Source organism: Microbacterium sp. 4R-513, assembly GCF_011046485.1.
GTDB lineage: Bacteria > Actinomycetota > Actinomycetes > Actinomycetales > Microbacteriaceae > Microbacterium.
Map to the genome: position 1 here is coordinate 2,654,489 of NZ_CP049256.1, position 25,778 is coordinate 2,680,266.

23 protein-coding genes are annotated in these 25,778 nt (G+C 64.7%); 14 read left to right on the plus strand and 9 right to left on the minus strand.

All coding sequences use genetic code 11. The features are described 5' to 3' along the window. Positions 1–11 precede the first annotated feature (11 nt). The 9 genes from G5T42_RS11675 to G5T42_RS17745 all read left to right on the plus strand — a co-directional run bounded on the left by G5T42_RS11675 (position 12) and on the right by G5T42_RS17745 (position 10,728). A complete protein-coding gene (locus tag G5T42_RS11675) occupies positions 12–1,217 on the plus strand; it encodes a hypothetical protein (RefSeq protein WP_165128704.1) in 1,206 nt (401 codons plus the stop codon). After that, a complete protein-coding gene (locus G5T42_RS11680; protein WP_165128706.1) occupies positions 1,214–4,327 on the plus strand; it encodes a DEAD/DEAH box helicase family protein in 3,114 nt (1,037 codons plus the stop codon). Before G5T42_RS11675 ends, G5T42_RS11680 begins: the two co-directional genes overlap by 4 nt. Then, the gene (locus G5T42_RS11685) at positions 4,320–5,228 is read left to right on the plus strand and encodes a DUF5655 domain-containing protein (protein ID WP_165128708.1); all 909 of its coding nucleotides are present in this window, start codon (positions 4,320–4,322) and stop codon (positions 5,226–5,228) included. The genes G5T42_RS11680 and G5T42_RS11685 overlap by 8 nt, the downstream gene beginning before the upstream one ends. Before the next feature lie 335 nt (positions 5,229–5,563). Beyond that, entirely contained in the window at positions 5,564–6,301 is a 738-nt protein-coding gene (locus G5T42_RS11690) for a TIGR04255 family protein (RefSeq protein WP_165128710.1), read from the plus strand. Next, on the plus strand, positions 6,288–6,815 hold the full coding sequence (locus tag G5T42_RS11695; RefSeq protein WP_165128712.1) for a hypothetical protein: 528 nt from the start codon (positions 6,288–6,290) through the stop codon (positions 6,813–6,815). Before G5T42_RS11690 ends, G5T42_RS11695 begins: the two co-directional genes overlap by 14 nt. A gap of 97 nt (positions 6,816–6,912) precedes the next feature. Then, the gene (locus G5T42_RS11700) at positions 6,913–7,344 is read left to right on the plus strand and encodes a hypothetical protein (RefSeq protein ID WP_165128714.1); all 432 of its coding nucleotides are present in this window, start codon (positions 6,913–6,915) and stop codon (positions 7,342–7,344) included. 109 nt (positions 7,345–7,453) lie between these two features. Further along, positions 7,454–7,912: a hypothetical protein gene (locus tag G5T42_RS11705; RefSeq protein WP_165128716.1), complete on the plus strand. Its 459-nt coding sequence runs from the start codon at positions 7,454–7,456 to the stop codon at positions 7,910–7,912. 123 nt (positions 7,913–8,035) lie between these two features. Next, on the plus strand, positions 8,036–10,063 hold the full coding sequence (locus G5T42_RS11710; protein ID WP_241245795.1) for an AAA family ATPase: 2,028 nt from the start codon (positions 8,036–8,038) through the stop codon (positions 10,061–10,063). Then, positions 10,060–10,728 (plus strand): hypothetical protein, encoded by a 669-nt coding sequence (locus G5T42_RS17745; RefSeq protein WP_241245796.1) that lies wholly within the window; start codon positions 10,060–10,062, stop codon positions 10,726–10,728. Before G5T42_RS11710 ends, G5T42_RS17745 begins: the two co-directional genes overlap by 4 nt. A gap of 301 nt (positions 10,729–11,029) precedes the next feature. Here the strand turns inward: G5T42_RS17745 and G5T42_RS11715 are convergent, their stop codons facing one another. The 4 genes from G5T42_RS11715 to G5T42_RS11730 form a co-directional block, all read right to left on the minus strand. Further along, positions 11,030–12,253 (minus strand): hypothetical protein, encoded by a 1,224-nt coding sequence (locus G5T42_RS11715; RefSeq protein WP_165128718.1) that lies wholly within the window; start codon positions 12,251–12,253, stop codon positions 11,030–11,032. Then, complete coding sequence (locus G5T42_RS11720; RefSeq protein WP_165128720.1) at positions 12,250–14,442, minus strand: ATP-binding protein; 2,193 nt, start codon at positions 14,440–14,442, stop codon at positions 12,250–12,252. Before G5T42_RS11720 ends, G5T42_RS11715 begins: the two co-directional genes overlap by 4 nt. Beyond that, positions 14,439–15,611, minus strand: coding sequence for a hypothetical protein (locus G5T42_RS11725; RefSeq protein WP_165128722.1), 1,173 nt, complete (start codon positions 15,609–15,611; stop codon positions 14,439–14,441). The genes G5T42_RS11720 and G5T42_RS11725 overlap by 4 nt, the downstream gene beginning before the upstream one ends. Before the next feature lie 456 nt (positions 15,612–16,067). Further along, positions 16,068–16,214, minus strand: coding sequence for a DNA-binding protein (locus G5T42_RS11730; protein WP_165128724.1), 147 nt, complete (start codon positions 16,212–16,214; stop codon positions 16,068–16,070). Between the two features lie 71 nt (positions 16,215–16,285). On the opposite strand from G5T42_RS11730, the gene G5T42_RS11735 reads away from it, so the two are divergent. Next, a complete protein-coding gene (locus G5T42_RS11735) occupies positions 16,286–16,930 on the plus strand; it encodes a hypothetical protein (RefSeq protein WP_165128726.1) in 645 nt (214 codons plus the stop codon). A 632-nt stretch (positions 16,931–17,562) separates the two neighbouring features. Here G5T42_RS11735 and G5T42_RS11740 read toward each other — a convergent pair. Then, positions 17,563–18,849 carry a GGDEF domain-containing protein gene (locus G5T42_RS11740; RefSeq protein ID WP_165128728.1) on the minus strand — a complete coding sequence of 429 codons (1,287 nt, stop codon included), beginning with the start codon at positions 18,847–18,849 and terminating at the stop codon, positions 17,563–17,565. A gap of 300 nt (positions 18,850–19,149) precedes the next feature. Between G5T42_RS11740 and G5T42_RS11745 the strand changes: the two genes are divergently transcribed. From G5T42_RS11745 to G5T42_RS11755, 3 genes are all read left to right on the plus strand, one after another. Next, the gene (locus G5T42_RS11745) at positions 19,150–21,123 is read left to right on the plus strand and encodes a glycoside hydrolase family 15 protein (protein WP_165128730.1); all 1,974 of its coding nucleotides are present in this window, start codon (positions 19,150–19,152) and stop codon (positions 21,121–21,123) included. 99 nt (positions 21,124–21,222) lie between these two features. Further along, complete coding sequence (locus tag G5T42_RS11750; protein ID WP_165128732.1) at positions 21,223–21,582, plus strand: hypothetical protein; 360 nt, start codon at positions 21,223–21,225, stop codon at positions 21,580–21,582. Positions 21,583–21,744: 162 nt separating this feature from the next. Further along, positions 21,745–22,116 carry a hypothetical protein gene (locus G5T42_RS11755; RefSeq protein WP_165128734.1) on the plus strand — a complete coding sequence of 124 codons (372 nt, stop codon included), beginning with the start codon at positions 21,745–21,747 and terminating at the stop codon, positions 22,114–22,116. Positions 22,117–22,125: 9 nt separating this feature from the next. Here the strand turns inward: G5T42_RS11755 and G5T42_RS11760 are convergent, their stop codons facing one another. Further along, complete coding sequence (locus tag G5T42_RS11760) at positions 22,126–23,232, minus strand: acyl-CoA desaturase (protein WP_165130215.1); 1,107 nt, start codon at positions 23,230–23,232, stop codon at positions 22,126–22,128. A 235-nt stretch (positions 23,233–23,467) separates the two neighbouring features. After that, a complete protein-coding gene (locus G5T42_RS11765) occupies positions 23,468–23,671 on the minus strand; it encodes a cold-shock protein (RefSeq protein WP_141885348.1) in 204 nt (67 codons plus the stop codon). A gap of 291 nt (positions 23,672–23,962) precedes the next feature. Here G5T42_RS11765 and G5T42_RS11770 point away from each other — a divergent pair, with 291 nt between their 5' ends. Then, positions 23,963–24,382: an SRPBCC domain-containing protein gene (locus G5T42_RS11770; protein WP_165128736.1), complete on the plus strand. Its 420-nt coding sequence runs from the start codon at positions 23,963–23,965 to the stop codon at positions 24,380–24,382. 35 nt (positions 24,383–24,417) lie between these two features. Here the strand turns inward: G5T42_RS11770 and G5T42_RS11775 are convergent, their stop codons facing one another. Further along, entirely contained in the window at positions 24,418–25,164 is a 747-nt protein-coding gene (locus G5T42_RS11775) for a hypothetical protein (RefSeq protein ID WP_165128738.1), read from the minus strand. A 157-nt stretch (positions 25,165–25,321) separates the two neighbouring features. Then, positions 25,322–25,693: an Lsr2 family protein gene (locus tag G5T42_RS11780; protein ID WP_165128740.1), complete on the minus strand. Its 372-nt coding sequence runs from the start codon at positions 25,691–25,693 to the stop codon at positions 25,322–25,324. Between the last annotated feature and the right edge of the window lie 85 nt (positions 25,694–25,778).

Consider the following 25,778-nt stretch of genomic DNA (forward strand, 5'->3'; position numbering starts at 1 on the left):
ACGACTCAGGCGTGCCCTGGATCGGCGGCATTCCGGAAGGGTGGGCCGTCGAGCCGTTTAGGAGGCTATTTCGCGAGTCGAAGGAGGTCAATGGACCAACTCCGGTCGGACCGATGCTTTCGATCTCGGGGTACCGCGGAGTCGAAGAGAAGGTCTACGAGTCCGAGTCGCTGATCCGCGACAATGACCAGCTTGAGACCTACCGGGTTGTTCGTCCGGGCCAACTCGCCGTGAACACGATGTGGCTGAACTACGCCGGGCTCGGCGTATCAGAGCTCCTTGGCCACGTCAGCCCCGCTTATCGGGCCTACTGGATCTCCGAGCGCCTCGATAGCAAGTACGCGCACCACCTGATGCGCTCCGCCATCTACGTGCAGGGATACACCGCGCTTCTGACCGGAATCCGCCCCAACTCGCTGCAGATGAGCAGAGCAGACCTGATGGCATTTCCTGTGCTTGTTCCGCCCCTCGAGGAGCAGCGGGCGATTGCGGACTATCTGGATCGGGAGACGGCGCAGATCGACGCGTTCATCGCTAAGAACGAGGAACTCATCACCCTCCTCACCGAACGTCGCTCGGCGCTCCTCACCCGCGAATTGTTCCAGGCGAGCACTGAACGAGTCCGCTTGAAGCACCTCGGGCGCATTCGGTATGGGATCGGAGAGCCTCCGCCCTACGTCGACGAAGGCGTACCCCTCATCCGGGCCACCAATGTGAACGCAGGCAAGGTCGATGCCAGGGGCCTAGTCTTCGTTGACCCGGCCGACATTCCATCCTCCCGAATCGTATGGCTTCGCGAGGGTGACATCGTGGTTGTGCGAAGTGGAGCACTTACCGGTGACTCGACCATCATCAGTGCGGAGTACGCCGGGTCGATTGCCGGCTTCGACATGGTCTTCCGCCCGCACGATCCGCGCCTTGCTCAAGTAGTCGGATACTCGCTTCTTGCGAGAGAGGTCAAGGAGGCGCAGATCGATGGCCTGAGCGCGCGTGCGGCGCAACCGCACTTGAATGCGCAGGAACTGGGCGATGTTGAGGTGCCACTCTTCACACCCTCGCGCGCAGAGTGCATCGCAGCCCGAATCAGCAGAGCGTGGACGGACACCGAAGCCGCGATCCTTGCCGCCCGACACGCGGTTGTTCTCGCTCGCGAGCGTCGCGCCGCGCTCATCTCGGCTGCGGTGACGGGGAAGATCGATGTGGGGGTGGTGGCGTGAGTGGTGTTGCTGGGGCGCATCTGGAGTCGGTGCTGGAGAACGAGATCGCCGAGCACCTCGCCTCGAACGGGTGGCTGTATTCACTGTCCGATGCTGGCTACGACCGTGAGCTCGCCCTGTTTCCCGAGGATGTGCTGGGGTGGTTGGCGGAGTCGCAGCCGGCCGAGTTTGCGAAGGTCGTTCGCCCCGGCGATACCGAAGTTCAACGCAGGGCCGCGGGTGACGGCATCCTGAACCGTCTGGCGAAGTCGCTGGATCTGGATCCGTTGAAGAACGGTGGGACGATCCGGATTCTTCACGAGGGTTTTTCGATGGTGCCTCTGCATGGGGGTGCGGTGAAGTTCCGGTTGGCGCAGTTCCGGCCGGCGACCACAAACAACCCTGACACGCTGGAGGCGTACGGGCGGATGCGGGTGCGGGTGATGCGTCAGGTGCGCTACTCGGTGAAGCATCCGAACAAGGCGTTGGATCTGGTGCTGTTCGTCAACGGCATCCCGGTCGCGACGGTCGAGTTGAAGACGGACTTCACGCAGTCGATCGGGAACGCGGTGAACCAGTACCGGTTCGACCGGTCACCGGCGGGTGAGCCGTTATTCGGGTTCGCGAAGCGATCGCTAGTCCATTTCGTGGTTTCGAACTCCGAGGTGCAGATGACTACGAAGCTCGCCGGGCCGAAGACGCGGTTCCTGCCGTTCAATAAGGGCGCGGACGAGGGCGCGGGGAACCCGGTGAAGCCAGACGGGTCGGCCTCCGCGTACTTCTGGGAGGAGATCCTGCAGCGCGACACCTGGCTGCAGCTGCTGGGGTCGTTCGTACACCTGCAGGTCGAGGTCGATGTCGACCCCGACACCGGGAAGAAGACCCGGTCGGAGAAGGTGCTGTTCCCGCGGTATCACCAGTGGCGGGCCGTGACCCGACTGGTCGACGCAGCACGGGTGGAGGGGCCGGGGAACAGGTACCTGGTGCAGCATTCGGCGGGGTCAGGGAAGACGAACTCGATCTCGTGGCTCGCGCACCGCCTCTCGCAGCTGCACGATGATGCGAATGAGCGCGTGTTCGACACGGTCGTGGTGGTCACGGACCGGACGGTGCTGGACAAGCAGCTGCAGGACGCGATCTCGCAGTTCGAGAAGCAGGCCGGGGTGGTGCAGTCGATCACGAAGGATGCGGGCGAGTCGAAGTCGAAGCAGCTCGCCGCCGCGTTGACCGGTGGAAAGAACATCGTGATCGTGACGATCCAGTCGTTCGAGGCGCTGATCACGGCGATCCAGACCCTGCCCGAGTTGCAGGGGCGCCGGTTCGCGGTGATCGCGGACGAGGCGCACTCGTCGCAGGCCGGGTCGACCGCTGGCGCGTTGACGAAGGTGCTGTCCCCGGACGAGCAGGCCGCGGTGGCGGAAGGCGCGCCGATCAACTCGGAGGCGTACCTGCAGTGGGCGATGGAGGTCACCGCCTCCGCCCCGAACATCTCCTACTTCGCATTCACCGCGACCCCGAAAGCCAAGACGCTCGAGCTGTTCGGGCGGGTGCCCGAGGATGCGGGGCCGGATGCGACGCCGGAGCCGTTCGATCTGTATTCGATGCAGCAGGCGATCGAGGAGGGGTTCATCCTCGACGTGCTGCAGAACTACACCCCGTACAAGGTGGCGTGGAAGCTGCAGCATCCCGATTCCGACTACGACGACGCCGGTGAGGTCGACGAATCGACCGCGGTAAAAGCGCTGGTCCAGTACGTCAGGCTGCATCCGACGAACATCAGCCAGAAGGCGAAGATCGTCGTCGACCACTTCCGCGCGTTTGTGCAGCCGCTGCTGGACGGCAAGGCGAAGGCGATGGTTGTCACGGGGTCGCGTGTCGAGGCGGTGCGGTGGAAGAAGTACCTCGACACCTACATCGCCGACGCTGGCGTGCAGGGGGTGCGGTCGCTGGTCGCGTTCTCGGGCACGGTAGAGGACCCTGACGATGTCGGTGAGGGGTTGACGGAGCGGACCCAGAACCCGGGGGTGCCGTCGGATCTCGCGGAGGCGTTCAAGCCAGCCACGTACAACGTGATGATCGTGGCGGAGAAGTTCCAGACCGGGTTCGACCAGCCCCGCCTAGTCGCGATGTATGTCGACAAGAAGCTCGGTGGCGTGCAGGCCGTGCAGACCCTGTCCAGGCTGAACCGCACCTATCCGGGTAAGGACAAGACGTTCGTGCTCGACTTCGTCAACGACCCGGTCGAGGTGCTGGACGCGTTCCTGCCGTACTACCGGAAGGCGACGCTCACCGCGACGACCGACCCCAACCTGATCTACGACCTCGTCGTGAAGCTCGACGCGGCCGGGATCTACGACATGACAGAGGTCGAGCAGGCGTTTGACGCCGCTCTTGTCGGCGGCGTGAACGCGAACTCGAAGGTGTCAGCGGCGACCGCTCCGGCGGTGAATCGCTTCGCTACGCGTTGGCTCGCTGCGGTCGTCGGGGATGACAAGTCTGAGCAGGACGAGTTGCGGCTGTTCAAGGCGGACGTGGGGAACTTCGTGAAGTTCTACGACTTCATCTCCCAGGCCCGCAACCTCGAAGATACCGACCTGCCGCGCCGGCACTACTTCTTCCGCCGCATCCTCCCGCAGCTGTCCACCGCGACTATCCTCGAGCCGGTCGATATCTCGGACGTGACGTTGGTGGGCTACAAGATCAGTGCCGGCGAGTCGGTGAAGCTGAACCTCGAGCAGGGGCCGGGGCTAGACCCGATCACTGCGATCGGGTCGGGCGCGATCCACGAGAAGCACCGCTCTGCGCTCGAGGAGATCATCCACAAGCTCAACGAGCGCCTCGGCGACAAGTACGGCGTCGGCGTCATCGACCTTCACATGAACCACATCGTCGGGAAGCTTGCGTTGGATGTGGAGCTCGCGAACCAGGCGGCGGTAAACAGCCCGCAACAGTTCGCGGAGTCCCCGGCGCTGCCGAAGGCCTTCACGAAGGCGCTGCTCGGGGTACGTGACGAGACCCCCGCGTTCATCGACGACCTGTTCAATGACAGCGGCCTGTTTGCGGAGTTGGGGAAGGCGCTGCCGGCGATGTTGTACGAGTACCTCAAGGACCAGGGGGCTACGCGTGGCTGACCTCAAGCTCTTCCGCGTCACCGCAGGAGTTGCCACCGAGCTGCACAGTATGACGGTGGCGCTCGAACGATCGCTGCAGCAACTCATCGAGCGGAACATGGAGGAGATGTTCGCTACGCGATTCCTCGCAAGCGAGTTCTCCACCGGCAGCCGACACGGCGGCCGCATCGACTCACTCGGCATCGACGAGAACAACTCGCCGGTGATCTTCGAGTACAAGCGGGCAACCAACGAGAATGTCATCAACCAGGGGCTCTTCTACTTGAACTGGCTCCTCGACCACAAAGCCGAGTTCACCCTGCTCGTCATGGAGAAGCTCGGACGCGACGTCGCCGGTGCGATCGACTGGCGGGCGCCCCGCCTCGTCTGCGTGGCGAGCGGCTATACCCGATACGACGAACACGCTGTCGAGCAGATCAACAGATCGATCGACCTCGTCACCTATCGCGACTTCGGTGGCGAACTGTTCGCGCTCGAACTCGTCCACGCCTCTCGAGTCGAGCCGCAGTCCGCGAATGATGCTCCCGACGTATCACGCGGTCACGGGCGAACCGTAACGGAGCTGCTGGGTCAGTCGTCTGCCGAGCTCACTGCCTTGTATGAGCAGTTGGATGCCTATCTCGTGGCACTCGGTGACGACGTTTCCAAGAAGGCCACCAAGCAGTACTTCGCGTACCGCCGGCTGAAGAACTTCGCGTGCGTCGAGGTGCACCCGCAGTCCCGCAACCTCCTGGTGTATCTGAAGGTCAACCCCGATGATGTCGAACTCGAAGAGGGCTTCTCTCGCGACGTCAGGAACATCGGGCACTTCGGTACCGGCGAGCTTGAGCTACGGATCTCGAATCAGCGCCATTTGGATCGAGCGCAGCACCTCCTACAGGCGAGCTACGAGAACAGCTGACTCGGCCCGCCAGCCGGTCGTCGAGCATGCGGATGACCCTGCGGGTGACCAGGGCGGCGGCAACGGCATCGCGATCACCGACGCAGGGTGTGCGTTCACGCCGCCCGCAGGAATGCACCCGTCCCCGCTCCAGAACGTGCGGTAGTTGACGAACGGCATCGGCTGAGTTGAGTGACGTGAGCAGTGGGGGGAATGTCCGTTCAGTGTATTGATGAGAACGATTTCGTGATCATGCCCGCGCCTGACGGGTTCGCACGGGCACGCGCGCTGTATGTTGTTCTCATGTGCGGCGGCGTGTCACTGTGAGAGCTCTACCCACATTCGGTCAACCACCCGTGATCGAAGCGGTCGCCGGCGTTGAGTTCGGCGCCGCATGGGACTTTGCGCCCGCATCGGCCGAGGTCGTGAACACCCTTCGCGGGGAGTACCGCACGTCGGCGTTCTTGCCTGCCATCCCGCCCACACCTGTGGGTGAAGGTGATTCAGTCTTCCAGACATTCTTCAGCGCGGGCGTCGGTCCCGCACCAGTTCGCCTTCAGCTCACGTCGGCCGACAACGTGTGGGTCGCCCAGCTCCAGGCCGACCGCCTCACCGTGAATTGGCGGCGGGTAAATGAGGGCACGGTCTATCCCGGTTACGGAGAGATGCAGAGGCGTCTCGAGCAGCTTCTGGCGGCCGTCACGGCCCAGATTCCTGGCGGAGCGCTCCGTCCAACCACTCTCGAGTACACATACGTAAACGGGATCAACCGGCCCGCCCCAGAAGTCTTCCGACTGCTAAACCCCGACGTGTTTGGGGATCCCGACCTCGAGGGTGTCGAAGTCCGGTTTCAGGTAAGTGTCCCGAACCCGAGCGGCCGCGTCGCTCTGTCCGTGGAGCCGCGGCTCGAGGGCGGGCAGCGCGGAAGCGTGCTCACCGTGGTGAGCAACTACTTTGTCGCGGGTGCCGTGGATATGCACCACTTGTTACAGTTGGTAGATAGCGCGCACGTCCAAGCACGCCACGCGTTCGCGTGGATCACGACGGACGCGGCACGCTTCGCCTGGGGGGAGTCGCAACATGACAATGACTGATCCTGGACTCACGAACGTCGGGACGACTACCTGGCGAGAAGCCACATATCCAGATGGCTGGAATGAGTTCGCCGTCGTTGAGAACGCCGCGACATGGGCCGAGGTAGTCGACAAGTCGCCGGCTCAGATGTCAAAGGCCGCACTTCTCCGCTACGCAACGACGCGGCTCACCCGGCTGCTCAATGCAAGGGCCGCGTCCACGCGTTCCGCGGTTACGGCCCAGCGGGCACTCGCAGTCCTGCTCGTCGAGGGCGCGCCCACTCCGCAACCCAGTGCCACCGAAGACGGCGGTGTCTTGATTGAGTGGCTTGTAAACGGAGCGAGCCTGCACATGCGCATCGATTCAGACGGCGACTCAATTGAGATCTGGGGTATGAGTGCAGATGGAGTCGTGGTTCTCGACGATGTCATCCCGTCACGCCAGTTCTCAACGAGCCCGTCGCGACTCTCGGCTCGGGTCGTTCTTCGCGAACTTTCTTCAGGCGTTGAGAACCGGGTGGCGGTTGCCAGCTGAGCGGTCGCCGCGACTGCTTCCGAGCGACCACTCCCTTCTGGCCACTGTTGCCGCTGACGAGGTCCTCTGGCGCACGTTCTCGCCTTCGAAGCACATCATGGCGTCGGACAAGGCGGACGTTCTCACTCAGGATGAAGGAAGTCAGGTCGCCTTCCAGTTGAAGGCGGGAGCGATCGACCTGCGAAAGGACGGCGGTTCCGTCTGGCGACCAAAGGTCCTTGATGCCGCGCGAGTCGAAACTGCTTCGATCTTCGTTGGTGAGTACGTCGGGCTGGCCGAGTCCACTCGCGACGAGGTCGAGCAGTGTGAGATCTCGAAGATGGGGTGCGTACCTGAGAAGCCGTTCGAGGTCCGGCCCGATCCCTATCCACCGACTCAGCCGCGAGAACCGAAGTTTGCCGCACATGCTCTGATCGTCTTCAATCCAACTCAGATGATCGGACGCGGCCCGGCCGAGACCCGCGTTGCGCAGTGTTTTCGAGTGGTAACTCTCGGCTCAGTGCCGTCTGCCCTGGCGGACGAGGTCTAGGTCGGCGGGCTGCAGTCGATCCTGACGATCGCCCCGACGGTAGCTGGTTCCATCGCTACGGGCCGCAACCGCGATAGGTCTGCAACTCTGTTCGACGAACGCAAAAGCCGTGGCGGGACCCCACAACGACAGCGGCGCTGTCGATGCCGAGCGCGCCGAACGCGGACCTGGACAGAGTGAAAAACAGCATTACGAAGAGCAAGCCAAGCAGCAAGACGAAGACCAAGACGAACAGCTCAAGACGAACAGCTCAAGACGAACAGCTCAAGACGAACAGCTCAAGACGAACAGCTCAAGACGAACAGCTCAAGACGAACAGCTCAAGACGAACAGCTCAAGACGAACAGCTCAAGACGAACAGCTCAAGACGAACAGCTCAAGACGAACAGCTCAAGACGAACAGCTCAAGACGAACAGCTCAAGACGAACAGCTCAAGACGAACAGCTCAAGACGAACAGCTCAAGACGAACAGCTCAAGACGAACAGCTCAAGACGAACAGCTCAAGACGAACAGCTCAAGACGAACAGCAATGCACGCAGGCACCCAGGGTGGGTGACACCGTTTAGAAGCACTCGCCTACACGTATCTGCACGCCATAAAAATCCCTGGATAATGGGCAAAACGCACCCTATCCTGTCGGCATGCGGGGTGGTCTCGAGCGATGGAAGCGAGGTGTCGAATCCCGAGGGGTGCGACAGGCGATCGCCTACGCGCTCGAGGGCACCTGCGACGCCCACCTCCAGCACTCCCCCGCCGTCGACGCGCTCGAAGCGTACAGTGCCGCATCCGATTCGTCCGTCTCACGATTCATCGTGGCGAACGGCGTCATCACCTCCGACGAGCTCGCCGCCGGCGGCCTTCGAGTCTGGCTCACCGGACATGACCCGATCACCGGGGAAGAGCGCGGCCATCAGCGGCTGAGCCCCGACGCCGACCTGCTGCTCGACGGAACGCTCAACCACCCGAAGTCCTACAGCATCGCCGCGCTGCTGCATCCCGAACTCGCCGCCGAGTTCGAGGCAATGCAGGACCGGCTACGTGAACGCATCCTGCTCACGTGGCAGACAGAGCTCAACGCGCGGCGCGGGCACGGAGGGCTCATCCGAGAGGAGATCAGTCGCATCGAGGTCGTCGAGCTGCAGCATCGGCGCTCCCGCGCGCTTGACCCGCACATCCACCGTCACCTCTGGCTGAACATCAAGGTTCTCGGCGCGGACGGCAAGTGGTCGAACCTCGACTCGCGCGTTGCGATGAAACTTCACACCGTCGTCAACGCCGAAGGCGAGCTCGCCGCCCACACCGATCCCGCGTGGATCGACGCGCTCGCCCGGCACGGATACACGATCGACGACACCGGCGAGATCGCCGAACTCGCCAGCGCCGTCCGACCCTTCTCGCGTCGGTCGGCGCAAATCGAAGGCAACCGCACGCGCCTGATCGCGGAGTGGTCGGCGGCGCACGGAGGATCTGCTCCGAGCGTGGAGGTGCTGCAGCAGATCGATCGGCGCGCGTGGGCGGTGTCGCGTCCGAACAAGCCGGCCGATCTCGATGAGGCGTTATGGGAGGCGCGCGTCCGCGACGAGATCGCAGCGATCGATCCGAGTCTGACCAACCCGCGCGCGCCCAATCCAGTCACCGCAACAGACCCGCAAGCCCTCGACCTGGACCTGCTCGCTGCACAGGCGATCGTCGACGCGGACGAACGGTCGACATCATGCGGCGGGAGGTTCAGCAGCTTCGACATCCGCGCGGGCGCAATGCGTGCGCTCTCGCGCACGGGCGTCGTTGCAGAGCGCGATCGGCTCGATGGCGTGATCGCCGAGATCACCAAGCGCGCCACGGGTGCCGTCTACCGGCTCGTTGCGGAGGCGCCGGCGCACGTCAAGGCGTTCATGGCGACCGAGACCGTGCGGGCCAAGGTGCGTCTCGCCGGCCGCTTAGACGTGCTCGCCCGACCGGGCCGCTGCCTGCTGCCGGGCGAGTTGCGCCGATTCGCACCGAACGAGGACCTGTCGACACTGGATGCGTCGCAAAGCGTTGCCGCGTGCGCCGTCGCCGGCACGGACGGGCTCGTGACGGTGACCGGCCCCGCCGGCGCGGGCAAGACGACGATGCTGCGCGCTGCGTTCGCGGCGCTCACGTCGCAACGGCGTCGGATGCTCGTTGTTGCTCCCACGCGGAAGGCCGCGTCGGTGGCGTCTCGCGAGATCGGAGCCGCGGCATCCAGTATTCATGCCTTGCTTTCGGACCATGGCTACCGATGGGGCACCGACGAGGCCGGCGCGAAGGTGTGGACCAGGCTTCGAGTGGGAGAAGTCGATCCCAGGGCGGGCGCGGTTTACGGCGGACCGACTCAGTACGTGTTGCGCTCTCGCGATCGGATCGTCGTCGACGAAGCCGGCATGCTCGATCTGCAAACGGCGAACGTCCTCGTCGAACTCGCGATCGAGCAGGGTGTCGGGCTGGCGTTCGTGGGTGACACCCATCAGGCGTTGCCGGTCGGGCATGCGGGTGCGATGGGTTCTGCGATCCGGCACGCGAACGCTGCGGTCGAGCTCGACACGGTGCACCGGTTCCAAGATCCCGACTACGCGGCGCTCACACTGCGGCTCCGGGATGCGGGTGATCGCGAGCATGCGCTGGTGGTTGCGGGCGAGCTTGCCGAACACGGCACGTCGACCGGGTCGATCATCACGACGCGGCGCGCGAGCGGATGATCGACGCGTACTTCGACTCGCACGCGCGCGGCAAGCGCGCGACGTTGGTATCCGGCACGAATGCTGAGGCGGATGCGATCAACGACGCTATCCAGCAACGGCGAGTCGACCAGGGCGAGCTCGACGTGCGCCTCGCCGCGTGGGGAATCGGGCAGCAGCGCATCCTCGTCGGCGACACCGTCCAGACCCGTCGCAACGACCGGCTCACGGGAGTCGAGAATCGTGCGCAGTGGATCGTGCGCGGTATCCGCGACGAGTACCTGTCTCTTGTCTCCGTGAGCGACAGCGGCGAGGTGGCGCGTGTGTCCACCGAGTACGCGCGCGAGCACCTGCAGCTCGCTTACCCGTCCACCGTGCATGGTGTGCAGGGCGACACCGCCGATGCCTCGGTGGTCGGGCCGGATGTGGATGCCGCGGGGCTCTACGTAGGCCTCACGCGCGGTCGGCTGAGCAACGTGGCGATCGTCGTGGCGCGGACGGATGCTGCGGCCCGAGTGTGCCTTGCCGAGTCGATGCAGCGCGGGATTCCGGAGTTGACGATGCAGGATGCCGTGCGCGCGGCTCAGGCAGAAATGCGGCGCGCGGCACGGGCCAGGGACCTGGCGGCGATGGCGACCGGGCCGGTTGTTGGGGCGCCAAATGTGAAGCGTGGGATCGGGATGTAGCGACCCTCCGTGGGGCGGGCGATGATCGGGCGACTGTTGAGGTGGCGTCTACCGGGCGCGTCCGGCTTTGAAGAAAAAGTTCCCGGTTGGTTCGCCAGGATCGCGCGGACGCTCTCTATGACCGACCCGTCTCCGGGCGGACAGTCAGTGGTTCGCGCGCGGTCGGAATGAGCCGTGAATCGCCCGCGGTTGCGGCCCCCCGCCGACTATCCATCGGCAAGCGCGGGCACAATAGCCGAGCAGCCGCAACCGTCATCCAAATGTCCCGGGCGCGCGACCCAGTCAAGAGTGCGACGCCCAGCTACGACGCATATAGATCAATCGTTACTCTGGGCAGGCCCTCAGACTGCATGAACGCGGAATGCAGTTGCTGAACTCGAGTGATAAAAGGCGGCAGGAGTCGCACCACCCTATGCTCGGCGATCGCTTCCCATTCCTCGATCCGCGCGTCGCTGAATACAAACTTGTAAGGATGCTCGTCTTTGAGCGTGTGGATGATGATCGAGTTCGAGCGGTCTTTCGAGTTCATCTGCTTCAGCGAACCCTCATTCTTGGGCCACGCCTGCCTTTTACCCCGGAGCAGGTGTAGCCGAACGGGCTCTCGCGAGGTCGTTCCATCTCCGTTTGGTATCGCCCGTCCGACCGTGTGGCATGCGGGTGACACATTAATCCACAGCTCGTCTTCGTTGTCACCGGGCAACATAAAGACGTCCCCGGGTAGCACCATGCGGTCGGAAAGTCTATCCCCGGGAACGCTCGTCCGTCCAAGTGAGACCTGACGGAGGGCTCGCCCAGTCGGCGACTCCGAGGGTGTGGAAATCGACTCCACGTCGAAGACGACAGGGTTCAATCGATTCAGGAGGTTTGTGCTGATCACGGTTGCGAGTTCGTACGCTGGGTCGACCTCGTCGATGTCTGCTGCCTGCCAGACGTATGCTGGCCAATCTGGCTCTAGGCAAGTCAGGTCGAAGAAGAGACGGTTCTTGGCCTCGTCGTGTTCTTGTTCCCAGGCTTTAAGCGCAGAGAGCGCAGGGCTCTTGGCAACCCACTCTGCCAAGTGTTCGACCAGATGGTCCATGACGACCTCCTTCGAGAACACAGCGAGCCGGCCGTCCAAGAAGCCCCCACTCTGTTGGAAGCGTGGTTCCTCCTCAACCTGCCTTCGAATGTCGTCGACATCCTCATCGCTCACGATGAACACAGGGCAGTAGATTTTGCCCATCAAGTCGTCCAGGAAGTCGAAGAGAGCCTGACGATTGAACCCGCTCAGGGTTGCACCACCGTGCAAACCCATGGATCCAGGAGCTAGGTCCGAGTCGACCCCGGGCGTGAGATCCCAGTCGACAATGACGAACGCTAGGGATGTCCAGTGCTGAAATCGCTCTTTGTAGCTATCTGGAATCCCAACGTCGGTAGTAACTGGGCGACCGGTGGCGGCGATTTCCAACAGCAACTTGTGGGCCCGGCTGCTCGTGTCATGAATCTCGTCATCAATGAATACGACGGGCCCCGAAAGCAAGCTCACTTCTCATCCAATCCATTGAATTTGACCATGAAAGTTGCGCCCGCAAGGTCTCGCTCATCTCCCGAGTGGCCAAGCTCCACACTGAATCCGCTGCGGAGACCGTTCTGTCGGGCGATGTAGAGGCCAAGTCCTTTGCCTGCTTCGCCTTTGCCGGAATAGAATGGTTCGAAGATGAATGGCTCGTCTTGGTCCGCCACCCCGGGTCCATTGTCGGTGATGACTAAAGTCGAGTCGTCTGGCACGAAGGCCCGAATTCGCTTGGAGGCGGCTCCGCTCGTCATCAACCAGTACGTCGCGTTGTCGACCAGATTAATCAGACACTGCAGCACAGCGGCTTCGGTCGAGACCGCCTTCAGTTCGAATGGCTCCGCTAGTTCGAACTCGATACCCTCGTGCCGGTGCAGTCCGCTGTACATCGATCTGATTCGGCGCGTAAGCATTGCGATGTCAAGCTCTCTGGACTTCTGCCGGGTCGACACGAACAGGCCCTGTACGTCTTTGAAGCGGCTATTGACGAAGTCCAACCGCGTTATCAGCGTCGATGTGATCGAGTAGACAGGCTCCCGGGAGAGGTCCAGCAGGTTGAGCTCGCCAAGAATCTGCTTCGCCAGCCGCAGGGACTCGGCGCCCGCTGCGATCAGATCGTGAGACGCAGTCTCCACGGACATGCCAACACCTGCGAGCTGCTCAGTGCGCGCGATTTGCATTGAAGAAAGTTCGCGCTCTGAACCGATAGCCGTTTCGAGTGCATCCAGATACTCGACTGCCTTTGCAGGCAGCGCAAACTCGGTCCGCAGCGCGTGGATGTGACGGTCAAACCGTTCCGCTCTCAGAACCTTTTCTCGGACGCGGCGGTTCGCTGCGGCGTACTGTTCGTATGGCTTCGAGCGCAGCCAAGAAAGGATCGTCTGAATCAGGACCACAAAATCCCGAGTCGCCCGTCCGACGTCGAGGAGGCCTTCCCGACTCGTCTTGTCGCGTAGCAGAGGATTGTCGGCCTGTGTTATGGTCACGTAGCCGACTGTCTGGTCATTACTGAACATGGAGCGTGCCGATTCGGTCCCTCGAATCGCATCAACCTCAAGCCAGTCATCCCTGGGGTCACCGTACGGGTACACGCGAATGTCGTCTCGATAGAGGTAGATCCGGTGTTCCCGCAGCATTGCTTTCTCGTCGCGATCGAGCCAGTGCGCAGCTGGCGCATTCGATCCGAAATCGAAAACGTGAAACTCGAATCCGAAAGGACCGCACTGCGGTGCAACCCAGTTTGACTGATCGTCCTGGAAATGTGTGCGGAAGCGACGAAGCCCTCTAATCTCGGAATCTTCCAAGCTCAGTTCCACTAGACGCCCGTCAAGTTCGAAACGGAACTGGCCCTTCTCGTCGTCGAACCGCCCGTTGCTCACGCGGAGGACCGCTCGTTCCAGGATCGCTTGGAACTCTTCAGTCCGCTCCGTGCCAAGGTTTAGGTCCTCGCCATCGCGGAGGAACCTAACTTCGAAGTCTGGGCGCCGGATTGAGTCAGCGGCCCAGAGTTGAGGCTGCATTCGATCCAAGTCGGCGAATGCCTCCATGACGAGCTGAGCTGACCACTCGGCGCGTAGCCCACGAACTTCGAGCTGGGTACCGTGCGTAGAGGAGGAAGGGGATTTGGCCGTAAATAGGACGGGCGGCCCGGTCTCAAGCGAGACACTGAGGTCCTCCAAATAGTAGTCGATGCGTTGCGACTCAGACTCACTTCCCTCGTCGATGCTCGAGATGTCCACCAGCAAAGTTGTTTCGCTATTCTCGCCTGCGGGGCGCGTGACCAGCGACACCTGGTTGCCGAGCTTGAACGTAGCGAATCGCCCGATTCCTTTTTCTCCTTGAAGAACGCGCCCTCGCGGGGTTACTGGATTCTTGGCCTTCTCAATCGACTTGCTCGGAGTCGCGGGGTTCATCCAAGCTGTCCGAACGACGTGTTCAGTCATCCCGGAGCCGTTGTCCAAAATCACGATCGCTGAGTCTGCGAGCACCTCGTAGTCTTGCCCGAAGCCCGTGAAGTCAACCGTGACGAGCGTTGCATCTGCGTCGTACGAGTTCTTTACGAGTTCGACCAGCGCAACTCGCTCGTTCTTGATGAGCTGTTCGCCGAGCATCGTCAAAAGGCGCGCGTGCGCCCTGAACTGAAGCGTCTCTGCCACAGTCACCGTCCCATCGTCAGAACAACCTCGGTCCGCATACGCTTCGCCATGCTCGAAGCCTTATCGCTGGTGTTTATCGCCATGTAGCGCTGGCTCGGAGGTATCTCGCGCTCCTTTTGGCTCTGATAGTGGAAGCCCGCATGTTCCATTGCCCGGCGGGCAATCAAGTCGTTCTGAATGTAGTTTCCGCGGAGCGTCGAGTTACCAACAACGAGCACCGCGGTTGCACCCGGCTTCAATGTGCGGCGCAACTGCAACGCAAATCCGACGCAGTCGAGGGCAAAGCGTTCTAGCATCGGAATCCGCAGCGCATCCGGATTAGCTGCTGACCGCTTGATCACGTCCACCATCTCCATAACCACTGCAGGAGCATCGTCAGAGCGCCCTCGTTCTGCCCCGATGCTGTCAGCCCGCCTAGTCCGCAGCTCCGCGATACGGTACCCGAACCACACAAGCGCCAGACGATGCCCCCGGAGGTAGTCGAGCGCATTCAGATAGGGTGGCGAGGTGACGGCGATGTCCGCGGAAGCGTCATCTACGGACGACAGGACACGCGCGTCGCCGAGCGCCACCTGGGCAACCCCGCGGATCTGTCTGCGCACCAGGGTGCGCGTCAGTTCCGTGACCGATTGTGCAAAGCCGGCGATCACGTCGTAATCCGAGGTCTCTTTCACCCGGTGAGGCCTGCTGTGGGACGTGTCAGCCGCGAGGGAGGCCTTCGGGCTCTTTGTAACGATGATGCGGCTAAGGGCCACGCGCAACGCCAGCCGTTCGACGTCGTCTTCGATTTGCGAGATTGCATGGGTGAGAGCTATCAGTTGTCGCTTCTGAATCTGGCCAAACCAGAAGTCCACAAAGCGGTTAGTCTCGGCGTCGTCGCCCCATGCTGGTACGCCTTCGGAGCGGCGCGCCTGCTGGACAACTTTATGAGCGGCCGCTTCTAGTGCGCTTGCGTTGATCGGCGAGACTGCCAACGTCGACATCATGACGGCCAGTGGGTCAATATCCTCACCGACCGCATTGTGGCCCCGCGCCACTGCCACACCGAGGACGGTGCCTGACCCACACATCGGATCGATAATCGTCAGCTGAGTGTCCCCGACTTCTGGAATCGCGTCTAGCGCGACCTCGGGTGCCATCCGCGCCGGAAAGGGGTGAAGAGTTCGCGTGGCCACAGTGCCCCTTCGCTGGGCGTCAACATACGTTTCCACATTCTGTCAGACCCTCTCCCGAACCGGAGCGCGCCCAGGCGCGGGGAGGTAAAGATTGGCCAAATCAATTCTCAACTCAGCACCCGCGGTAGCTGCTCCACGTCGCACCCGGTTCTTCAGGCCCTCGATCGGGCGCCGACCGAACTTCGCGGGCAGTGCACATGCGGGTAGGCACGCAGAACCCACAGACGGGTGCGGTCATCGATGGCGGTGATTCGTCTCGTGCGTTGTTCGCGCGGCCTGTTCGCGCGGCTGGATGAGCTTCACGTCGACCTGCGGTTGGTGGCCGGGCGATGCTTTCGTACCGCTTCCACCCGGTCGTGTGCGCTTGCACTGCTGAGAGTCCAGGCGGGCGGCTGAGACCGACCTTATTGAGGATGCGTCAGATCCCGACGGGTTTTGCGCCGTTCGCCGATTCGATCACGCGTCGATACCAAACACGCGCAGCAACGGGACGCGGGGGATCATCCGGCGCGGGCCGAGCTGGACCGTGGGGATGGTCCCGCTCTCGATGCCGAGCTTGATCGTGCGGTAGTCGACGCCGACGAGCTTCGCGGCATCCTTCATTGTTAGTGCCAGACAATCTTGAGACCGGTTCATGGTCATACCTTCCTGTGAGCCAGGGAATAGTCGGCTTCATGGCAGACGTCGAGGCGTATGACTTCAGCGACGAACGCATCGACCTCGGCAGCGGGGTGACGCTTCCAAGGTCGTGGCGCGCGCGGGTGTCGGGTGAGCAGGACGTTCCCGGCACGATCACCGTCCGCGTGGAGTGGGATGACACGCTCGGACGCACCGCCGTCGTCTTCGCGGCCCTTGAGCGCGAAGCAGAGGGCGTCGACATCACCAGTCAGGTGCTCCGCGAGGTGCGGACGCACTGGATCATGACGAGGTCAGCTCTCGATGTCGTCACCGTCGACGTCGGCACCGAGGACGGCGACAAGCTCGATCGCGTACCGGTGCGCGAGTTTCTCAGTCGCGTGCGGGCGCACGAGGAGCGCGAGTCCATGGAATCCCTGCACGCCGCGATCTCCGTCTATCGCGTCGCGACAGCAATCAGCTATCCGCCGCTGAAGCTCGTCGCCGATACTCTTCAGGTCAGCCAGAGCACCGCGACCCGCCTCATGAGTCGCGCGCGCGACTCGGGTCTGGCTCCAGAAGTCCGCATTCAGGAACCCCGGCGGGCGCCGGCGGTAGACCCCTACAACCCGGGCAAGCCATCTGACCCTGCGGCGCCGTACCAGGGGCGTGCTCAGCCCGGAGGCCCGTCGATCGGACGCTGAGCAGCCTGCCGGTGCTACCGCTTGACGGCCCCACTTTGGAGCGACCACAGGGAATTGGCCATCAGAGCATTATGCTCACTAGTCCCGGCTTCTGGCGGCACCTGATCAGCAATGTGCTCATTTGACTCTCGTTGCACCCGGGGCTCGATTTCGCCGCCGCTGAGCTCGCCGCGCAGACGCGCTTCACGCCTGATTTCCCGGGCATACTTGCCCGCGTTTTGCCCGCAAACCGTTTGCCGCGACCTGTTTTCGGTGGTCGCTCAATGTTGCGCGGATCCGTGAAAATACGCGTGATTCCGCGGTTCTTGCCGCTCTCCGTCGAATTGAGCACTATGCTCAGTCGTGTTCGAGTCCCTCCAGGGGCAGCTCGCACCAGCCCGCGCAATTCGAACGCGAAACCTCAACCGGCGTGCCTCGCCGCGTCGACGACAGGCTTATACCGATCCGCCACAACCCCGCGCTCTCGAAGCAACTGCGCCACGGCGCGGGAAAGCGCGGCGCGCAGAAGAACACAAGAGTCCCCGACGCCGAACCGAAGGCAGACGCCTGCCGAACGCAATGGCTAGCACACAGCCAGCCGAATCACCGCGCCCCGGCGCGCTCCGACCCGCAGCCAGTACCGCTGCCTACGCCTACTCCACCTGGTTCCCACCAGCGCCCTTCGCCCGATACATCGCCAGGTCCGCCTGCCGGATGAGGTGCTCGCCCGGCATCCCGCTCTCCGGCGAAGCAATCGCCACGCCGATGCTCGCACGAAGCGCGGTCGCGTCCTCCGGGCCACCGTTGAGCGCCCCAAGTATCCGCTCGGCGAACTCGCGGACGGTCGAGGCATCCGTCACCGGACAGGCGACGACGAACTCGTCGCCTCCATATCGGGCGACGAGATCGTCCGCCCGCAGGCTCGCCCGCAGCCGCTCCGCTGCTTGGCGGAGGATCCGGTCGCCGGCGTGGTGTCCCAGCCGGTCGTTGACGTCCTTGAACTCGTCGAGGTCGATGAACAGCACGGCACATCCCGAACTGCCGACGATCTTCTCCAGCTCGCCTTCGAGCATCCGCCGGTTCGGGAGGCCGGTCACCTCGTCGTGCATCGCGGCGTGGGCGAGACGCGCCTGCAGGCGGAGCGTTGCGAGAGCCTGGGCCGCCTGGCCGGCAAGAGCCTCGGCCAGCGGGGCGGCCTCATCATCGAAGGTGCGCTCGTGATGGAACCAGCTGACGAATGCTCCGAAGTCCATTTCCTCGTGATGCAAGGGCGCGGCGATGAGCGCCTCGACCCCGGCGGTCTCCATCGCGGAGCCGAGGCCTAGCGCCAGCCGATCTGCCGCAGCCGGACCGACGGCTGTCACAACGCGCCGGGGCTCGCTCACGCGACCGATGAGCACTTCCGGGTCGAAGCGGCCGCTGAAAGGATCTCGACCGGCCGCGACGACGGAGCTGCCGTCGGCATCGTGGAAGTACACGGTCGACTCTTCCGCGCCGTACGCGCGCGCTGTCGCGTCGGCGAGAAGTTCGGCAAGGCGTTGCTCGGTCGTCGCGGTGGCGAACGCCACCGATGAGTCCATGATGAGCTCGAGTCGTGCACGGGTGCGGTCGGCGAGCGCGTACCGTCGCCGCAGGCTGCTGAGCGCACGCCACCGCTCGGATGCCTCCGACAGGACCAGGACGTCAGCTTCGCCGGCGCAATGGCGGCTCATCATGACGGCTCGCTCCGGCGCATCCCGCGAGAGCATCACCCACGGGCCGGCTGCGTCGGTTTTGGAGAGGAGGTCCTCACGAGCGTGCACGACGAACTCGTCGATCGAGCGGCCGACCACGTTCTCCGGCGTCGTCCCCGCCCACTCGGCGAACCAGGCATTCGCATCAGCGATGATGCCCTGCCTGGCGTGCACCAGCCCTACCGGCAGCGCATCCGCTTCACTCACCACATCGCCCCCGTCACGCGTCTGAATTCCGAGCGTCGAGGCGGGCCGAGCGGCCCTGCTTTTCCACACGTATCGATTCACGAGTTTATCAGGGTGTTATTGCAGTTCTATTCGATCTCTAAGGGAGATTCACAGGATGCCGCGACCGGCCCGATTCTCATCGCAACGGCACACCAGCCCCGACCCGCCCGAGCGCCGCCACAGCCCTACCCACGTCCGCACCCGAATTCAAGCCCGTGCCGCCCGGCATCCCGCCGCTCCTAATCTGAGCCCATGTCGCGCCCCTCTGAGCGATCCGCAATGTCCCGGCCCGCTGAGCCGACGCCGATCGCCGACTATGCGATGGTGGGCGATCTGCACGCCGCGGCGCTCATTTCGACATGGGGGAGCATCGACTGGCTGTGCCTTCCGCGCTTCGATTCGCCGGCGTTCTTCGCCGCGCTCCTCGACAGCGGGGATGCCGGGAGGTGGGCGCTCTCGCCGAGCGACGACGCCGGCGAGGTCGTCGACGTGAGCCGCTCGTACCTGCCCGGCACCTTCGTGCTGCTGACACGGTGGCAGACGGCCGAGGGCGAGGCGGAGGTCTGGGACTTCATGCCGCTCGGCGATCAACGTCCGAACCTGGTGCGGCGCATCCGCGGCGTGCGCGGGACGGTCCGCTTCCGCGAGGAGTTCGCGATCCGCTTCGACTACGGCGCGGCCATTCCGTGGCTCCGGCAGACGAGGTACAGCGACGAACCCGCGCTGCTCGCGACGGCGGGCCCCTCGACCGTCATCCGTCGCGGGCCCCAACTGCGTCCGGTCGGCCACACCCATGTGGGCGAATACGACGTAGGCCCCGGCGAGGTGATCGACCTCGTCCTCACCGGCTACCCCTCTCATCGCCAGCCTCCGCCGCCGATCGACGTCGACGATGCACTGCAGCTGACCATCGACTGGTGGCGGGACTGGTCAGCGCGCAGCGAACCGCCGAGCCCCTATGACGACACGGTCCAGAGATCGCTGCTCGTCCTCAGAGCGCTGACCGACGAAGACACCGGGGGCATCTCGGCGGCCGCCACGACGAGCCTCCCCGAGACCGACGGTGGGAGCCGCAACTGGGACTACCGCTACGTCTGGCTTCGGGATGCCGCTCTGACGATCAGCGTTCTGCTCACTCACGGCTACCGGGCCGAGGCTGAAGAATGGCGTGGCTGGCTGCTGCGCGCCATCGCCGGCGATCCCAGCGATGTGCAGATCATGTACGGGATCGGCGGCGAACGACGCCTCCACGAGTACGAGATCCCCGAGCTCTCGGGGTACGGCGGGGCACAGCCGGTGCGCATCGGGAACGCCGCGTACGAGCAGCGGCAATGGGACATCTTCGGCGAGGTGATGGTCGCCCTGCACGGGGCCCGCGCTGCGGGACTCGCCGAGACCGAGGCCTCCTGGCCCCTCCAGCAGGCGCTGCTGGCGTTTCTCGCCGACAACTGGCAGAACCCCGACCGCGGCATCTGGGAGATCCGGGGCGAGGAGCAGTACTTCACCCACTCCCGGGCGATGGTGTGGGCGGCCTTCGACCGCGGGGTGCGCGCCGTGCGGGAGTTCGGCCTTCCGGGTGAGGCCGAGAAATGGGCCGCGCTCGCCGACGAGGTGCGCAAGGAGATCTTCGACCGCGGCTTCGACGCGGAGCGCAAGACCTTCGTGCAGCACTACGACTCGCCCGAGGTCGATGCGGCGCTGCTGCAGCTGCCGCAGATCGGCTTCGTCGAGGCGGACGACCCGCGGATGCTGGGCACCGTCGCGGCGATCGAGGCCGACCTCATGCGCGACGGCCTGCTGCTGCGGTACCGCACGACGAGCGGCGTGGACGGACTCGAGGGGGAGGAGCATCCGTTCCTCGCGTGCTCGTTCTGGCTCGTCGAGCAGTATGCCGCCTCCGGCCGGGTCCGCCATGCCCGGGCGCTCATGGACCGGCTGACCTCGTTCGTCAACGACGTCGGGCTGCTCAGCGAGCAGTACGACCCGATCGAAGAGCGGCAGATGGGCAACACCCCGCAGGCGTTGTCGCATCTCGCCCTCGTCCGCGCGGCCGATGCCATCGCCGCGGCTGAGAAGGGTCTCTCCGCCGAGCTGCCGAACGTGCGCGGCGAGTCCGAAGGCAGTCAGGTGGGACAGGATGCCGAAGCCGAGCCGACACCGCCCTCGGAGCCGAGCGATCTCGGTCACACGCCGACACAGAGCAGGGCCGAAGCGAACATCGAGATCCCGAATCCGCAATCGGGAGATGCCTAAGACCGATATACCGGCGCGGAGCCTGGCGGCGTGCGTCGCTCGTCGTAGCCTCGAAGCGCGGGGAGATGCTCGTGAGAGCCCAGCGCGGAAGGAACTGCTGTGGGAACCATCTATTACGGAGGGTCGGCCACTCCCATCCACATCGAAGACCGCGCGCTCGCCCACCTCAAGGTCGTGATCGCAACCAAGCTTCGACGGGGTGAGAGCTTCACGGTCACGTGGCAGCATCCCGACGAGGGCCCGCGGGGCCGGAGCACGATCTGGCTGCAGCCCTCGATTCCACTCCGCTTCGTGTTCGACGATCCGGAGCCTCCCGAGCTCAGCCGGGCGTGGATCGAAGACCTCGCCAATTCGGCGAACTCGTCGGGGGGCATCACGCTCGTCGCCGAGCACATCGACGCCGGGGCGGACGCTCCGGACGACGTGGCGCCGCAGACGGTGAGCCTGCAGCGCGACTGACCCCGGGTCGGGATGCCGCGGGAAGCGCGTCGGCCCGCGCGCGGCGATCGGTCCGTCCCGGCGCGTGCCCGAGGCATCCACACCGGGCTTCTGGGCGAGAGGCCACCCGATGGGCATAATGAGCGATGACGGGCAACCATCCCTTACGCGGAGGAGCGGAGGATGCCTTTCCACAGCATGGCGACCCTGCAGGAATGGGTCGAGGAGTTCGAGCGGCTCGGGTTCCCGACGAAGAGCTCGATCCGAGTCATGGTCCAGGACGGCGCGGACGGCGCGGACACGGGGCTCGTGGCCATGCGTCTTCCGGACTCGCCCACCGAGATCTACATCGAGCCGCCTGAGTCCCACGAGAGCGAGTGGAAGATCACTTTCGAGCCGCGGGAGGACACCGTCACTCTTGGGGCGAGCTCGGTGCAGACGCTGGCGAGGGAGCTCGCGACCCTCTCGGCGCTCTGCTCGTTCCTGCAGAACAAGTCCGACGGCTTCCCCCGGCCGGGGGACGGAAGGCCCGACACCGCCGTGCTGGCGGACTGAGCTCCCCGATCAGGCTCGACGCAGGGTCGCGGCCGCGGGGCAGTCGAAGGGATCGCGCGCCGCGAGTCCGACGCGGTTCAGGTACGCGATGACGATGCCGTACGAGCGCCACAGCGTCGTCTCGGTGTACGGCACGTCGAGCGTGCGGCACTGCTCGCGGACGAGCTTGCGCGCCTGCGCGAGATGCGGTCGCGGCATGTTCGGGAAGAGGTGGTGCTCGATCTGGTAGTTGAGCCCGCCCATGAGCCAGGTCGCCCACCATCCGCCGCTGACGTTGCGGGACGTGCGCACCTGCTTGGTGAAGAAGTCGAGCTTGGCGTCCTTGTCGATCACCGGCATGCCCTTGTGGTTGGGCGCGAAGGAGGCTCCCATATAGACCCCGAAGACCGCGAGCTGCACGCCGAGGAAGGCGAAGGCCATTCCGAGGGGGAGGAAGAGGAACACCGGCGTCAGGACGATGGCGAACCGGGCGACGAGCAGCGCGATCTCGGTCCACCGGCCCTTGACGGCCTCGCGGCCGACCAGGTGGCGCACGGCGAGGATGTGCAGGTTCAGGCCCTCGAGCGTGAGGAGGGGGAAGAAGAGCCACCCCTGTCGACGCGTGATGGCTCGCCGCAGGCCACGGGCGGAAGAGGCATCCTCATCCAGGAATGAAACGGTGTCGACCTCGATGTCGGGATCCTTGCCGACCCGGTTGGGGTTGGCGTGGTGGCGGGTGTGCTTGCTCGTCCACCAGGAGTAGCTGAGTCCGACGATGCCGGTTCCGAGGATGCGGGCGAGGCGGTCGTTGGCCGGCCCCGAAGCCAGGATCTGGCGGTGGGCCGCTTCGTGCGAGAGGAAGGCCACCTGGGTGAACAGGATGCCGAGGGCCGCCGCGATGAGCAGCTGGTACCAGGTGTCTCCGAGCAGGACGAATCCGGCGATGGCCCCGCCGAAGCCGAGTGCCACGGCGGCACCGACGCCGCTGTAGAACCACGGAGTGCGGCGGAGGAATCCGCCTTCACGCACAGCCTGCGACACCTCGGTGTAGGCGCGGGCGATGGGCGGGAACTCCTTCGTGCCCGCGTACGTCTGGCGAACAGGTCCGAGTCGGGAGTCGAGGACGGTGGAGGAGATGATGTCACCCGGTTTCGATGAGGACCGCTATGGCCGTGAAAGCCAGAGGCAGTTGCCCATCGCTTCCCTCAGGCTACGTCGGGGCGTATGGCCCCGAATGCATACAGGCACACTCGGAGCGAACAGTCAGCCGGCGGACAGCATGAACGCGCGTTCGCGCAAGCGCCGCCCCCACGACGAAGCGCCCGCCCCGACGATGCGGGACGGGCGCTGCGCAAGAACGCGAGATCGAGTCTCAGAGGGGGCGGATGTTCGCCGCCTGCATGCCCTTGGGGCCGCGCTCGGCGTCGAACTCGACCTTCTGGTCCTCACGGAGTTCCTTGAAGCCGTCACCGGCGATCGCGCTGAAGTGCGCGAAGAGATCGGCCGAGCCGTCGTCGGGTGCGATGAACCCGTAGCCCTTCTCGGAGTTGAACCATTTCACGGTGCCAGTGGCCATCGTGTCTTTCCTTCTACTGTTGGGCCGCCAGAGCGGCCGGGGGTGCCGCTTCGATGAATGTGAAGCGGACGTTGTTGGGGGCACCTGCCCGGTGGGCGAGGGCGCCGCGTCGAAAGACGGATGCCGCGACCGCAGCTCGCGTCGTGATGAAGACGCGCAGGGTCCCGAGTGGGAGCACTCAAGCGTAGCATCGCGCCGCGGCCCGGCGGACCGCCGGTGTCAAGACCTGGTGGACCGAGCACTCGCGCGGTTGGCTGGCACTCGAACCACTCGGAGAAGGGAACCGGAACCATGGCAGACAACGTGGCTCGCGCCGACATCGACGTCGAGGCATCCCCCGAGAAGGTGTGGGACATCATCACGACGCATGCCTCGGACGTGAACTTCGGTGCGGCCGTCGAATCCGACTGGACGCCCGGATCGCCCATCGTCTGGCGCGGCGAGTGGAACGGCAAGTCCTTCGAGGACCGGGGCGAGATCATCGAGGTCGAGCGTCCCAGGCGGCTCGTGCTGACGCATTACAGCCCCATGTCGGGCGCCGAGGACACGCCCGAGAACCGCCATCGCCTCACCTACGAGCTCAGCGAACGGGACAGTGGGACGCATATCGAGTTCACCCAGGACGGGAACGCCTCGGAGTCGGCGCGCGCCGAGTCGGAGAAGAACTGGCGCCAGCACCTCGCAGCCGTGAAAGAGCAGGCGGAATCCTGACCCCTCGCCGTCCGCCTCAGGGCGTGTCGGCCGAGTCAGGGCGTATCGGCGTAGACGAAGACCTGGCCGTCGGCCTGGACGAACTGCAGAGCCGTGCCGACGGGATACTCGGCGATGAGCTCATCGGGGAAGGAGTCGGTCACGGCCAGCGCCGCGGTCGGGGAGTATCCACCCGCGCCGCAGCCCACCGTCGTGATCGCCGACGGCCCGGCGGACCGCACGACGAACAGGCACGGAACGTCGTCGCCGCGGCCCCACGGCTGGGGCACGATCGCGACGGTCAGCCCGAAGAAGTCCTCATAGATCTCGGCCCCCTCCTGGCGCTCGCCGAGGAAGTCGGGCCACTCCGCGTCTGACGAGGCCGCGAGCGTCGCGACGCTGCCCGGGCGCAGCTGCATGACGCCGTACGCGACTGCCGCGCCGACGAGCAGCGCGAGCGCCAGGGCGATACCCCGCACCAGAAGCTGCCGGTGGGGTCGCTCCTCGGCATCCGCCTCTTGGTCGGGAACCGTGTCGTCCGGGTCGTCATGCTCGTCGTTCGGCGTGCCGCCGGCGCCAGCCTCGCGTGGGTACACGACCTCGGTGGGCGGGGCGATCCGGGTCGGCTCGGGGGCTTCTTCGACCCGGGCCGCGAACTGCTCGCCCACGGAGGTGGGGACGGATGCCTCGGCCTCCAGTTGCCGCAGCCGCGCCAGCGCCATGGGGTCGCCGTCGATGTCGGCGTCGGGGCCGTACGCGCGCTCGCGCAGCGCTCGCAGTTCGTCCCCCATCGGATCCTGCATGCCTCCGATTTTCTCATCGCCCGCGGGCGGCCGGGCGCTCCGTCCATCGCGAAGAGCGTCGGACTCGCGGGCGGCCCCAGGCGCGACTCAGGGGCCGACGCGCGGCGGCTTCGTCACGGCGTACCGCCCGCTCAGCTGAGCAGCGGGCGGCTCGGGTTCAGTGTGCGGCGTCGTATGCCTCGAGAACGGATGCCGGGACCCGGCCGCGCTCCGAGACCTGGTAGCCGTTCGACTTGGCCCACTCCCGCACCGGGCCGAAGTCCTGCTGGCCTGAGCGGCGACGCTTGCGGCCTCCGCCGCCTCCGCCCGACTGCGACGCGCTCGAAGAGCGACCGCCGGAGCGGCTGACGGAGCGGGCGGCTTCGACGTATCGGGCGAGGGCATTGCGGAGTTCAGCCGCATTCTCGTCGGTGAGGTCGATCTCGTAGGCGTTGCCGTCGAGCGAGAACAGGACGGTCTCGCCCTCTCCGACTTCGAGGACGGTTCCGTCCAGATCATCGACGAGTTGATGAACGATTCTTCGGGCCATGAATCGGACATTACTCCGCAATTGTCACAATGCGATGAGAGTTTTCACAGGCGAGCAATTCGCCGCGCATCACCTTTCGAGCGGC

Bases quoted from the DNA above. Each gene is read 5' to 3' on its own strand.
- G5T42_RS11695 (WP_165128712.1), top strand. From the start codon at position 6,288: ATGACAATGACTGATCCTGGACTCACGAACGTCGGGACGACTACCTGG.
- G5T42_RS11700 (WP_165128714.1), top strand. From the start codon at position 6,913: ATGGCGTCGGACAAGGCGGACGTTCTCACTCAGGATGAAGGAAGTCAG.
- G5T42_RS17745 (WP_241245796.1), top strand. From the start codon at position 10,060: ATGATCGACGCGTACTTCGACTCGCACGCGCGCGGCAAGCGCGCGACG.
- G5T42_RS11730 (WP_165128724.1), bottom strand. From the start codon at position 16,214: ATGAAGGATGCCGCGAAGCTCGTCGGCGTCGACTACCGCACGATCAAG.
- G5T42_RS11735 (WP_165128726.1), top strand. From the start codon at position 16,286: ATGGCAGACGTCGAGGCGTATGACTTCAGCGACGAACGCATCGACCTC.
- G5T42_RS11745 (WP_165128730.1), top strand. From the start codon at position 19,150: ATGTCCCGGCCCGCTGAGCCGACGCCGATCGCCGACTATGCGATGGTG.
- G5T42_RS11755 (WP_165128734.1), top strand. From the start codon at position 21,745: ATGCCTTTCCACAGCATGGCGACCCTGCAGGAATGGGTCGAGGAGTTC.
- G5T42_RS11765 (WP_141885348.1), bottom strand. From the start codon at position 23,671: ATGGCCACTGGCACCGTGAAATGGTTCAACTCCGAGAAGGGCTACGGG.
- G5T42_RS11770 (WP_165128736.1), top strand. From the start codon at position 23,963: ATGGCAGACAACGTGGCTCGCGCCGACATCGACGTCGAGGCATCCCCC.
- G5T42_RS11775 (WP_165128738.1), bottom strand. From the start codon at position 25,164: ATGCAGGATCCGATGGGGGACGAACTGCGAGCGCTGCGCGAGCGCGCG.
- G5T42_RS11780 (WP_165128740.1), bottom strand. From the start codon at position 25,693: ATGGCCCGAAGAATCGTTCATCAACTCGTCGATGATCTGGACGGAACC.